Origin of the sequence: Ralstonia insidiosa (assembly GCF_008801405.1) — a bacterium.
GTDB lineage: Bacteria > Pseudomonadota > Gammaproteobacteria > Burkholderiales > Burkholderiaceae > Ralstonia > Ralstonia insidiosa.
This window is the reverse complement of the sequence record NZ_VZPV01000002.1, coordinates 13,078-25,431: the sequence shown is the minus strand read 5'-3', so window position 1 is coordinate 25,431 and position 12,354 is coordinate 13,078. Positions and strand designations below refer to the sequence as shown.

The following is a 12,354-nucleotide window of genomic DNA, read 5'->3' as shown; positions in this document are numbered from 1 at the left end:
TACCCCCAAAGGAACGCGAGTCGATTTCTATGAGTGATACAAAGTATCAAGGAGACACCAACGCCGTCGTCAACCCGCTCGACAAGGGCTTGGGTGCGTTGGAGGCCGCTTGCGCGCCGGAGCAGATTGCTGCCCAGCGCTGGAACGTACTGAACGAAGACCTGAACCTGCCGGCAGCGGTGCTCTCGCAATCGCGCCTGGAACACAACCTGGCCTGGATGCAGCGCTTTGTGGGGGAATACGGTGTCAAGCTGGCACCGCACGGTAAGACGACGATGGCCCCGCGCCTGTTCCAGCGCCAACTGGCGGGCGGCGCGTGGGGTATCACGCTGGCAACGGCGCACCAGACGCGCGTGGCCTACGCACATGGTGTACGTCGCGTATTGATGGCCAACCAACTGGTCGGCAAGCGCAACATGGCGATCCTGGCTGAGCTGCTGGCCGATCCGTCGTTCGAATTTTTCTGTCTGGTAGATGCGGCGGATCAGGTGGATCAACTCGCCGCTTTCTTTGGCAAGGCGGGCCGCCCGATCCAGGTGCTGATCGAGCTGGGCGTGCAGGGCGGCCGTACCGGTGTGCGCGATGAGGCGCAACTGCAATCCGTGCTCGATGCGCTCACGCGGGCCAATGGCGCGGTCAAGCTTGCCGGCGTGGAAGTCTATGAAGGCGTGATCAAGGAAGAGGCCGACATCCGCGCTTTCCTGCAGCGCGCCGTGAAGACCATCGGCGATCTGGCGAAGGCCGGCCGCCTACAACGCACGCCAGCTGTGCTGACCGGCGCCGGCTCGGCCTGGTATGACGTGGTGGCCGAGGAATTTGCCAAGACCGATATCGGCCAGCCGCTGGATGTGGTGCTGCGCCCCGGTTGCTACCTGACGCACGACGTGGGCATCTACCGTGCAGCGCAGGCTCGCATCGACGCCAACAATCCGATCGCGCACAAGATGCGTTCCAGCCTGCTGCCCGCGCTGCAACTGTGGGCCTACGTGCAGTCGGTGCCGGAAGGCGAGCGCGCCATCGTGGCGTTGGGCAAGCGCGATGCGGCGTTCGATGCCGGCCTGCCGCTACCGGTGCTGCATTTCCGCCCGGGTGACAAGGCCCCGTCGGCCACGCCCGCGCACTGGGAGGTGACCGGCATGATGGATCAGCACGCCTACCTGAAGATCGCCCCCGGCGACGACATCAAGGTCGGCGACATGATTGCCTTCGACATCTCGCACCCGTGCCTGACGTTCGATAAGTGGCGCCAGATCCCGGTCATCGACGACACGTACAACGTCGTCGACGTGGTGCAGACGTACTTCTGATCGGGGCGCGCACATGGCAGACATCCTCGCCTATGGCGAAGCGCTGATCGAGTTCAACCAGGCGGATTCCGGCAGCACGTCGTGGAACTTCGGTTTTGGCGGTGATACGTCCAACTTCTGCATTGCTGCGGCACGGCAGGGGGCACGCACCGGCTACATCAGCGCGGTAGGCGGTGACCGCTTTGGTCAGGCGCTGCGTGGGCTGTGGCAAGTGGAGGGCGTCGATCACACGTATGTGCATACCGATGCGCAGGCGCCGACGGGCCTGTACTTCGTCTCGCACGATGCGCGCGGTCATCACTTCGACTACCTGCGCGCGGGTTCCGCCGCCAGCCGTTTCCAGACCGCGCAACTGCCGTTGCAGGCGATTGCTGCGGCCAAGGCGTTCCACCTATCGGGTATCAGCCTGGCGATCAGCGATACGGCTTGTGATGCTGGCTTGGCGGCGATGTCGCATGCGCAGGCGTCAGGCGTGTTGGTGTCGTTCGATACCAATCTGCGCTTGCGCCTGTGGCCGCTGGCTCGCGCCCGTGCGGTGATGCGCGAGGCCATGCGCACGTGCGACCTGTGCCTGCCGAGCTGGGATGACGTGACGGTGCTGCTCGATTGCCATGATCGTGATGGCATCGTCGATACGCTGCTCGGCTGGGGCGTGAAGCTGGTGGCGCTCAAGATGGGTGCGGAAGGCTGCTATGTCGCCACGCCCGAGTCGCGCACGCTGGTGCCGCGGCATACGGTCGATGCTGTGGATGCAACCGGTGCGGGCGATTGCTTTGGTGGTTCGTTTGTTGCGCGCATTGTGGCGGGGGATTCGCCGATTGAAGCCGCGCGCTATGCCAATCTGGCTGCGGCCATTTCGACTACAGGTTATAGCGCTGTTGCGCCGATTCCGCGTGCGGATGCTGTGCGTGCGGCGTTGGCTTTGGGGCAGGCTGCTTAGATTGACGTTGGTGGTGCGCTGGTGTTTCGTCCCCTGCCGGGGCCGACTCACTTTCTTTGTCTTGCCAAAGAAAGTAAGCAAAGAAAGGCGCGCCCGATGCGGCGACAGACTCCTTGAATTTATGTCGCAAGGAGGGGAAGGGGAAAACTCGCTGCGCTCAGACAGTTCCCCTTCCTTTTTCCTCCTTGCAACAGAAATTCAAGGCGCCGCATAGGGCAGGGTACGGCCAAACCGTCTGGTGCCTGTGTTGGCGCTCGTGACTGGCTAAAGAAAAACGCCACTGCGTTGTTTTGCGGTGGCGTTTCCTTTTGGGACTTAGCTTCTTACTTTGTCGGCACCAGATGCACCCGTGATTCCGTGGCAGCCTCCACCGCTTTGCGCGAGTACAGCAGCGGGAAGTACTCGCCCTTGAGCCACATCGGTGCTAGGTCGCGGTAGTGCTGGCTGTCGGGGTTGCCGGATTGTCCGGGCAGGTTGACGGCACGGGAGTTGTCCCAGTTGCCGACATCCACCACCGTGCGGAACGACGGGCCGTTGGTCTGCAGGAAATCGCTCGCGCGATACGTCGACTGGTTGGGCGTGTACGGGCTGCCGCCTTCCGGTGTCGGGCCAACGTTGAGCTTGGCACGCGTGGCCTCGTCGACGATGGCGGCGAACGGGTGGGCGTTCAGGTTGTGGTGCAGCACGCCCCAGTTCCACGCCTGCGGGTTCGGGCCCTGGCGTTTGACCATGTCGGCCCACGCGTCTTTCAGACTGGCGAGCAGCACCGCGTCACGCTTGGCGGCGGCCTGTTGTGGGTCTTCGCCAAACTTGCGTTCGCTGCCTTGCGGGTGTTCCAGCGTGTCGAGCATCACGGCCGTGTCGGGCGCGCCCATCGCATCGGCACTCGCCTTGGGCAGCACCGCATTCTTGAACGCACGGCCCAGGTGGTGAGTGAACCAGACCTCATGCAGCGCAGCCTGCGGAGAATCCGCCAGCATGGTCGCGTTCCAGCCCTTGAAGAGGTTCAGTGCGGCTTGTGTGTCGGCGTCGTTGGACGATAGCGGCGCCAGCAGTGCCATCAGCCGGCGCGCCGGAATCGACACCATGTCGTTCTGCAACCGCATCGAATCTTCAATCGATACCTTGTCGAGCTTGGCCAGCACCTCATCAATGCGTGCGTGGCGCGAGCCGTTGGTCCACTCGAAGCCAAGCTTGCGCTCGCGGTACGGGTAGTCCGCCGGCAGGTTCATTTCGTTGGACGAGGTGAAGTAGCCCGACGTCGGGTTGTAGGTGCTGGGCAGCTGGTCGCCGCGCCAGAAGCCAGCCCACTCATAGCGGCCGTCACCGGGCACGGGTAGCAGGCCGTCCCAGTTCGGGCGGATGGGGGCGAGGCCGCCCGGCACCCAACCGATGTTGCCCTTCGTATCCGCATAGACCTGGTTCTCGGTGGGCGCGCCCCAGTTCAGCATCGATTGCTTGAACTGCGCGAACGTGCGCGCACGCATGTAGCCGACCGAGCCGAAATACGGCGACATGCCAGGCGACAGCCAGGCCGAACGCACGGCATATGCGCGGTGCTTTTCGGCATCGATGTAGATGACGGGGCCGTGGCGCGTGAAGGTCAGGTCGACGGGGCGAGCCTCGCCGTTGCGCACCTTCACGGTTTCGTGCAGCACGGTAAAGGGCTCCCAGCCATCCTTGTAGCGGTATTCGCTGTTGTTGGCCGGGTTCAGCGCGTAGACGTAGAGGTCTTCCTGGTCGATGTTGAAGATGGTCAGGCCAAAGGCGGCGTGCCCGTTATGCCCGATCGACACGGCCGGCAGTGATGGCTCGCCCGCGCCGATGATGTCGAGTGTGGGCGTGCTGATGTGGGCGATGTAGCGCAGGCTCGGTGCGGAGTACGCGCGATGCGGATCATTGGCCATCACGGCGCGGCCGGTGGTGGACTTGCCAGGGGCGATCACCCAGTTGTTGCTGCCCTCCATGGTCTCTTCGAGGTTGATGGCGGCAGCTACACGGGTGCTGTCGATATCGACGCCCTTTAGCGTTTCCGGTGTGAGTTTCACGCCTTGTGTGGCAAGCGAGAAGACCTTGAGCAGATCCTTCGGCAGGCACGGGTCCAGGCCTTCTGGCAACTGGGTTTGCCAGTCGGGTTGCAGGCCAAAGCGGATGGTGTCGTCGGCCAGGCTGGCCTTGCAGGCCACGTTGGCGCGTGCCACTTCCGACTGCAGGTTGCGCGTCAGGCCATGGCTGCGGATGCGCACCACATCTTCCGGCGCCCAGTGTGCGGGCGTGTAGTTCAGCTTGCGGAATTCAAGCGGCATCTGTTCCGGGTGCTTGGCCAGCCAGTCGACATACGCATTGATGCCGGCAACAAAGCGCGTGGCAATGTGCTGTGCATCCGGGCTGTAGTGGTTCCACTCGACCTGCATGTCACCGCGATAAAGGAACAGCCGCGTGGCGCGATCCTGTTCCACATAGGCGGGGCCGAACACTTCAGAGAGTTGCCCCAGGCCGCGGCGGCGCCACAGGTCGATCTGGAACAGCCGATCGCGCGCGGCATTGAAGCCCTGCGCGAAGAAGCCGTCGTCCTCGCTCTTGGCGTAGATGTGCGGCACGCCCCAGCGGTCGATCAGGATGTCGGCGGGTTTGGATAGGCCCGGCACGGCGATGGTCTGCGTGGCGGCTGAGTTGGCCGGTTTGGCCGCATCTCTGGCGATAGCTTGCGCAGACATGCCGAGCGCAATGGCCGACAACACAACGGAAAGCGAACGGATGGGCATGGCGATGCAGTCTCCTCTCTTCGCCCGGAATGCCAGTGCAACCCAAGATGGGGGCAGGATTCAGGCGTTCTTATGGGTACAGCAGACAGCCGTCTGAATGACGCATGGCGGCGGATGGGAAGGGCAAGCTGGCCGATCGGTGAGGCTGGGTGGGAACTGCCAGGGGAGAGATGCCCACCGGCCGGCACAGGCGCCCAGTATGCGGATGCGCGCACACCCGCGCCAATGACTTTTGTTGGGTCAACCATTCCGTCAAGGCATGGCTCCACGCAGGTCAGGCCAGTCGGCTAAACCAACGTCTGCGGGCCGGTCTTGCGACGCACGTTGGCGGCCAGCACGTGGCCCAGTTCACCGGGGAAGATCGGTTTGGTGATGACGGATTGGTAGCCGGCCTCCTTGGCCGCTTTCAATCGGATCGGATCGGCAAATGCGGTGACGGCAATGGCGGGCAGGTCGATCATGCCTTTCGCGCGCACTGCACGCACAAGCTGCATGCCATCCATGCCGGGCATGGCCAGGTCGCTGACCAGCGCATCGAACGGGCAGTCTGCTGCGGCTTGTTCCAGCGCGTCGAGTGCAGCGGGCCCGTTGGACACGGTAACGACCTCGGCGCCGTAGCGCTCGAGCATCAGCGCAATCACGCCGAGCGATTCTGGGTTGTCGTCCACGGCCAGCACGCGCATGCCATCCAGGGTGGGCGCCGACGTGCCGGAAACGAGGCCGGGCGTACGGCCAGTCTGTTCGTCCGGCTGTGCGGCATGCAGCGGCAGCGTGACGGCCATCGTGGTGCCGTGATTGGCCCCGCTGCTGGCCGCGGTAATGCGCCCATGATGCAGTTCGACCAGTTGCTTGGCGATCGACAGCCCCAGTCCCAGGCCACCATGGCGCCGCGTGTTGGACAGGTCTGCCTGCTGGAAGCGGTCAAAGATATGCGGCAGGAAGGCGGGCTCAATGCCGATGCCGGTATCGCGCACCGTGGCCACCACGCCTTCTGGTGCCGGGTGTACCGATAACCGGACGTGTCCACCCTCGGGCGTGAACTTCACGGCGTTGGCCAGCAGGTTCCAGAACACCTGTTTCAGGCGCCCCGCATCGCCTTGCAGCATGGGCACGGGCAGGTATTCCGTGTCGATGCTGATCTGCTTCTGGCGCGCCATCGGCTCGATGGTTTCGCGGGCGCGCTCCAGCACGTCGGCCAGATCGACTTCTCCAATCTCCAGCGGCACCTTGCCCGACAGGATGGCCGACATGTCGAGCAAATCGTCGATCAGGTGGACTTGCGTGCGGGCGCTGCGCTCGATGGCGGCCAGGCCGCGCTTGAACATAGCCTCGTCGTAGGCGCGCATGTTCAGCAGCTGCGCCCAGCCCAGCACGGCATTGAGCGGCGTGCGCAGTTCGTGGCTGACGGTGGCAAGGAAGTCGTCCTTCAGGCGGCTGGCGCGTTCGGCCTCTTCACGGGCGCGCGATTCGGCTTCAAGCAACTGCGCGCGGCGGGCTTCGGCCTGGCGGTGTTCGCTGATGTCGATCACGGCATTGGTCAGGCCGACGATCTCGCCCGTGTCATCACGCAGGGGCATGACGACCACGTCATAAACCACGCGCTGGGTGTGCCGGCGGCGGAAGGCGAATTCCACCCGCGTGGGCGTGCCGTTGGCAATCACGCGCTGGCTCGCTTCTGTCAGGCGCGCGGCGGCACGGCGGCCGAACACTTCGCGCACGGTGCGCCCCATCAGTTGCTCAGGTTTCAGGCCGAGCACGGGGTTGTGCACCCAGGTGAAGTGCATCGTGTTATCGACGTCGTAGAGCGAGATGGGCGAGGCCTGTAGCGCTGCCAGCAGGCGCTGCTGCGACACGCGCTGCAGCGTTTCAGCGCGGGCGCGGCGTTCGGCACCGGCGCGCGCCCGGCGCAACTGTTCGCACAGCAGGCAGATCAGCAGCGCACCCGCCGCAAACACGCTCAACTGCACCGGCGTGAGGTTGACGGGTGGAATTGCTTGCAACTCGACCAATCCGGCAAACAGCAGTGCATACGTGGCAATGGCGACGATGCCGGGCCAGAAGCCGCCATACCAGGCGGCAATCGTCACGACCGGAAACGCCAGATAGAACGGCAGGCGAATGCCCGCGGCCGACTCCAGCATCAAGCGCCCGAGCGTGCCGACCGCGGCCGCGCCGATCGCCACCAGCCAGGCAGATGGCCGGATGGCCGGTGCGACGTTCAGCCCGCTGCCGCTGAATGGCCCGGGATCGGGCACCCGCTCAGTGGGCCCGGATGGGCGTGCGGGGCGCGTGTGGTGCCCGGAGCGCGCAGCGCGTGCGTCCAGCGGGCGAGAGGGAGGGTGCAGGATGAACTTCACGATCCGGCGTGGCAGAACAGAGCGGCCAAAGGTGACTCAGCATATGAATTGGCCGCCGCCGCCGCCATCGGGGTTTCGCTGACATGCCTGCCAGAGGGTGGCCGATTTGGCGCCCGATTCCTGCCCGGGCCAATACTGGCGCGGGTGTGCAGCGTTATCCCCCTGACGAGGGGGGTGTTGGGTGTGGGGGATGCGGGTCGCGCAGGCGGTCTCGATGCGTCAGATCCGGAAACAGGCGCATCCAGATCGCCACCACCAGCAGCGTGCCGAGCGCGCCCATCACCACCGAGGGCACCGGCCCCAGCAGCCCAGCCACCATGCCCGACTCGAACTCGCCCAGCTGGTTGGATGCGCCCACAAAGGCCGAGTTGACTGCACTCACGCGCCCGCGCATCGCATCGGGCGTATCGAGTTGCACCAGCGAGGTCCGGATCACCACGCTGATCATGTCTGACGCGCCCAGCACGACCAGCGCCAGCATCGACAGCGGCAGCCAGCGTGAAACCCCGAACACCAGCGTTGCCAGCCCAAAGACCGCCACGGCAGTGAACATGATCTTGCCCACGCGCTGCTCCAGCGGCCGATGTGCAAGAAAGAGCGCCATCCCGAGTGCGCCCACAGCCGGCGCAGAGCGCAGCAGCCCCAGCCCCCACGCCTGGGTGCCCAGGATGTCGCGCGCATAGATCGGCAGCAGTGCCGTTGCGCCCCCCAGCAGCACGGCAAACAGGTCGAGCGAGATGGCGCCCAACACCACCGGCCGCCCTTTGATGAAAGCGATGCCCGCGAACAGCGACTGCAGGCTCACCGGTGTACTGACCGGTACCACGCGCTCCATGCGCACGAACGCCAGCAGGACGTGCGCCAGTAGAAAGAGCCCGGCTGCCGTGGCATACACCACCGGCGCGCCGGCCACATAGAGGAAGCCACCCAGCGCCGGCCCCAGAATGACGCCGGTCTGCCCAGCCGAACTGGACAACGCCACGGCGCGTGGCAACGCCTGCGGCGGCACCAGCGATGGCAGCAACGCCTGTAGCGTCGGCGTCTCGAATGCGCGCATCGCGCCGATCACCACCACGCACAGGAAGATCGACTGCACGCCGGCGTGCCCGTTGAACGCCATGACCGACAGCGCAATGGCCACCAGTGCCTCGATGGCCTGGCATGCACGTACCACGCGGCGCCGGTCGTAGCGATCGGCGATATGGCCCGAAGCCAGTACCAGCACCACTGAAGGCAGGAATTGGGCGAGGCCCACCAGCCCGAGCACGTAGGCGCTGCGCGTGAGGTCGTAGATCTGCCAGCCGACCGCCACACCGAACATCTGGTAGGCGAAGGTGGTGGATAGCCTGGTGAACCAGAACAGCCGGAAGGCGGGGTAGGAGAAGGGCGCGTGCGACAGCGCTATCGCTGAAGGCGCAGGTACGGAAGACGAGGAAAGGCCGGCGTCGCCAGACACGGTGAATGCGCGCCGGAAACCGGCAGTCTGCAAAAGTGATGAACGGGATGCCCGTCATCGTAACGGATGTGGGCCACAAGCGTTCGGCCGTGCGGGCGCTGAATGGGCGGAACGGCCGGCAAACCATTACAGGAACTTTCACCATGACCACTGCCCGCGGGCTGAGGGCCGTCCGGCTGCGCTGTGTGTTCAGATGGTCAGCATGACGCTGAGCAGTTGACGTGCAACAGCCTTGAAATCGCCCTGCGGAGAATAGGTGGACAGGGATTTGCCCTGATGTTTGACCGTGACGATGCCGTTGCGGGCCGAGTAGGTGGCCTCGATGCGGCGCCCGCTGCGTTCGATATGGAAGGCGACAGTCTCGGCCAGCAGGCGCGAGGTGTCGGACGGCGATGCAGACGACGTGCGGGAAAGCGGGGGCGTGGCGATAGCTTGTTGGGCGGGGTGGCGCATGGCGCCTCCTCATGGGGACACGGGTGGACTACCTAGGCACGTTCTGTGCCAGCGGCAGAATGCCGTGATGTCATACAAAAGCCGCGCAGGGTACCTGCGAAATATGACAGTTCAAGCAGATGCCCTGGCCAGGTTTGACGCGCCGCGTCGGTCGGCGTGACAAGCTTTGTCAAATTTGTAAACGCAATTAACCGCCAGGCATTCAGTTCGCCCACCAAAAAATGGGCTGGCAGAGTGGGGCAGCAGCAGCCATTCTGGTAAGTGACGTGGCGCACGCTCTGTGGTGACCGCGTTCAGCGTGCAGTCTGCAGGAGACCTTCTGCACGACACCCAGACCAACATGGAGGCGATATGGGTTCCCATACCTACAAGATGATCGAACTGGTGGGGTCTTCACCGGAGTCAAGTGATGCGGCCATCCGCAATGCCATCGCCCGGGCCGGCGAGACGCTGAAGTACCTGGACTGGTTTGAAGTGCTCGAGACGCGCGGCCACCTGGTGGACGGCAAGATCGCTCACTGGCAGGTGACGATCAAGGTGGGGATGCGGCTGGAGAGCCTGGCGAGCGAAAAGCCTGCTGGCAAGAAGAAAGGCAAGTAGGCAAAGAAAAAGGCAGCCAGGAATGTCTCCTGACTGCCTTTTTCATGAGGACTGCGCTTGCAGGCGTTATTGCGACTGCGAGAAGTCCAGCGCGTTGGTCAGGTCGCCCATCGGCTTGTTGCCGTTGGAGACGAGCGCATCGTCGCGCTGCTTCAGACCCGGCAGCGTCGGCAGGGCAAAGCGGTGCGTGATCAGGCGCAGCACCGAAGCCGTGTCGTACTGGGTGTGGTCAACGAAGCCCTTCTTGGCGAACGGCGACACGATGATCGCCGGGATGCGCGTACCCGGGCCCCAGCGGTCAGCCTTCGGCACCGTGGCGTGGTCGTAGAAGCCACCGTTTTCGTCATACGTCACAACGATCACCATGTTCTTCCACTGCGGGCTCTGCTGCAGTTGGGCGATCACGTTTGCGATGTGGGCGTCACCGTCAGCCACGTTGGCATAACCGGCGTGCTGGTTCAGGTTGCCCTGCGGCTTGTAGAACGTCACAGCCGGCAGCTTGCCTGCGGCAGCGTCTTGCAGGAAGGCGGCGTCGTAGTCCTTCAGGTGGGCTGCCCGCTCGGCGGTACCGGTGGTGGTGGCCGGGTCGAAGCGCGTGAAGTAGTTGAACGGCTGGTGGTGCGGCTGGAACTGGATCGTGCCGCCGTAGATCACGCTGCGCGTGGCGTTCGGGGCGTCGGCGATGGCCGCGTTCCAGGCGCCGGCGTACCAGGCCCAGTTCACGCCCTTGGCTGTCAGCAGGTCACCAATGTTGGCTTGTTGCGATTGCGCCGGCATGGTCGATGCCTTGGTCGGATCCGCATAGGCAGCGTTGCCGCTGGCCACGCCGTTGCCCGACGGCTGGTACGGCGGCTGCATCGTGTTGACCGCGTAGAACACGCCCGAGCCATCGTCGGCCGTGAGCGTGCTGTCCTTGGCATAGACCGGGGCACCCGACAGGACCGAGGTCGGGTTGTTCGTGCCCGGGTTGAGCACGGGGATGCCATTGGCGTTGACGGTGACTTGCGAGATGTTGCCGCTGGCAACCGAGGTCTTTGCGTTCGGGTAGATCGGCGCACAAGCGCAGATCAGGTACTGGTGGTTCAGGAACGAGCCGCCGAAGGCGCCCTGGAAGAAGTTATCCGCCAGCGTGTACTGCTGGGCGATCTTCCACATCGACATCTTGCTGCCGTCGTAGTAGCCCAGTGACAGACCGCCCGCGTCGGAGTAGGCAGCGAACATGTCGTTCTTGCCGCCGTTGATCTGCATCTGGTTGTTATAGAAGCGGTGCACCAGGTCGCGCGTGATGACGTTCTGCCCAACCACGGTGGTCGTACCGTTGATGCCGTTCGGATTGTCGATCTGGAAGGGCTTATTGGCCCAGCCGGTGGTGCTGGCTTGCGGCAGCGTCACGGTCTGGCCGGCGGCGGTCAGACCACCCCAGGTCGGCGGCAGGCTTGGCAGCACGGAGCCATCAAAGTCCTTCTGCGCGACGAACGAGCCGGTGGAGGTCTGGTTCACGCCAGGGATGCCGTTGGCGCCCGGGAAAAGCCCGTACAGGTTATCGAAGCCGCGGTTTTCCGCGTAGATCACGACGATGGTTTTTACGTTGTTGTTCAGCGCCATGCGCTTGGCAACGCCGTCGCGGATGCCCTTGTTGATGTCGCCGCCGCTGGCGACGGCATCGGCGATGAGCGCGATGGCCTGATCGATTTCAGCCTGCAGCGCCGCCTTGATGTTGGCGTCGCTTTCCTTGTTGTGGTCTTCCAGCAGCTTGTCGATCGTCACGCCCAGGCGTGCGGCCAGAGCCGTCTTGGCAGCATTGATGTCGCCGCCGTTGCTGTCCATCAGGGCAGCCAGTTCCGTCGAGATTGCGCTGATCACGCCAGCGGCGCCGGCCGGTGCGCGGAACACCAGCGGTTGCGTGATGGCATTGTGGGCGCCCGTAGCCGGGTCGTTGCGGAAAGCATCCGTGCCGACTTCCACCGTGATGGCGCCCGTGCCGCTCAGCGTGTACGCGCCATTGGCATCGGTATAGGTGCTGGTTTCACCCGAATCGCACTTGCCGTTGTTGTTGGCATCGATACAGACCTTGGCATGCTCGAAGTAGCTGCCGGTCACCACGCCCGAAGTGGACTGGGTGGAGGCGCTGCTGTTCGAGTCACTGCCGCCACAGGCGGACATGCTGGCCGCGACCAGCGCGGTCAGCGGCAGAAGACGGAATGCTCGGCTCATGATTTCCCTGGATTGTTGTGTGGGGGACGAAAGCGAGCCGGAGTCTGGGCTTCCTGTGTGACAAGTTGATGATGAAAACGTTGGCCTGAAGCGAGTCTCGGTCCAATTGATCGTGATAACCATCATCAGGAGGAGCAGGGGCACCACCGAACGTTTGAAGACATTTGCCACCATGAACGTTCTCCAAGGGCTGACGTGACAGAGGTTTGACGACATCAAAGTGTCATCACTTGCATGCTAAGTTGCAAGGCTCCCAATATTC

At 64.1% G+C, this 12,354-nt stretch carries 8 protein-coding genes; 3 read left to right on the top strand and 5 right to left on the bottom strand.

Features of this window, described 5'->3' with window-relative positions:
• The first annotated feature begins 29 nt into the window (after positions 1–29).
• Positions 30–1,307: an amino acid deaminase gene (locus F7R11_RS16875; RefSeq protein WP_064806849.1), complete on the top strand. Its 1,278-nt coding sequence runs from the start codon at positions 30–32 to the stop codon at positions 1,305–1,307.
• Positions 1,308–1,320: 13 nt separating this feature from the next.
• Positions 1,321–2,247 (top strand): sugar kinase, encoded by a 927-nt coding sequence (locus tag F7R11_RS16870; protein ID WP_064806850.1) that lies wholly within the window; start codon positions 1,321–1,323, stop codon positions 2,245–2,247.
• 323 nt (positions 2,248–2,570) lie between these two features.
• Here the strand turns inward: F7R11_RS16870 and F7R11_RS16865 are convergent, their stop codons facing one another.
• The 4 genes from F7R11_RS16865 to F7R11_RS16850 all read right to left on the bottom strand — a co-directional run bounded on the left by F7R11_RS16865 (position 2,571) and on the right by F7R11_RS16850 (position 9,278).
• Complete coding sequence (locus F7R11_RS16865; RefSeq protein WP_064806853.1) at positions 2,571–5,012, bottom strand: penicillin acylase family protein; 2,442 nt, start codon at positions 5,010–5,012, stop codon at positions 2,571–2,573.
• A gap of 287 nt (positions 5,013–5,299) precedes the next feature.
• Entirely contained in the window at positions 5,300–7,189 is a 1,890-nt protein-coding gene (locus F7R11_RS16860) for a hybrid sensor histidine kinase/response regulator (RefSeq protein WP_064809014.1), read from the bottom strand.
• 334 nt (positions 7,190–7,523) lie between these two features.
• A complete protein-coding gene (locus F7R11_RS16855; RefSeq protein ID WP_064809015.1) occupies positions 7,524–8,825 on the bottom strand; it encodes an MFS transporter in 1,302 nt (433 codons plus the stop codon).
• 189 nt (positions 8,826–9,014) lie between these two features.
• Positions 9,015–9,278: a hypothetical protein gene (locus F7R11_RS16850; RefSeq protein ID WP_021192639.1), complete on the bottom strand. Its 264-nt coding sequence runs from the start codon at positions 9,276–9,278 to the stop codon at positions 9,015–9,017.
• Between the two features lie 351 nt (positions 9,279–9,629).
• Between F7R11_RS16850 and F7R11_RS16845 the strand changes: the two genes are divergently transcribed.
• Complete coding sequence (locus F7R11_RS16845) at positions 9,630–9,878, top strand: dodecin (protein WP_064806855.1); 249 nt, start codon at positions 9,630–9,632, stop codon at positions 9,876–9,878.
• 66 nt (positions 9,879–9,944) lie between these two features.
• On the opposite strand, the gene acpA is transcribed toward F7R11_RS16845, so the two are convergent.
• Complete coding sequence (gene acpA / locus F7R11_RS16840; protein WP_064806857.1) at positions 9,945–12,092, bottom strand: acid phosphatase; 2,148 nt, start codon at positions 12,090–12,092, stop codon at positions 9,945–9,947.
• Between the last annotated feature and the right edge of the window lie 262 nt (positions 12,093–12,354).

What these genes read in the sequence shown, in the direction of transcription:
- acpA (WP_064806857.1), bottom strand. Translation starts at nt 12,092, where the DNA reads ATGAGCCGAGCATTCCGTCTTCTGCCGCTGACCGCGCTGGTCGCGGCC.
- F7R11_RS16870 (WP_064806850.1), top strand. Translation starts at nt 1,321, where the DNA reads ATGGCAGACATCCTCGCCTATGGCGAAGCGCTGATCGAGTTCAACCAG.
- F7R11_RS16865 (WP_064806853.1), bottom strand. Translation starts at nt 5,012, where the DNA reads ATGCCCATCCGTTCGCTTTCCGTTGTGTTGTCGGCCATTGCGCTCGGC.
- F7R11_RS16875 (WP_064806849.1), top strand. Translation starts at nt 30, where the DNA reads ATGAGTGATACAAAGTATCAAGGAGACACCAACGCCGTCGTCAACCCG.
- F7R11_RS16850 (WP_021192639.1), bottom strand. Translation starts at nt 9,278, where the DNA reads ATGCGCCACCCCGCCCAACAAGCTATCGCCACGCCCCCGCTTTCCCGC.
- F7R11_RS16845 (WP_064806855.1), top strand. Translation starts at nt 9,630, where the DNA reads ATGGGTTCCCATACCTACAAGATGATCGAACTGGTGGGGTCTTCACCG.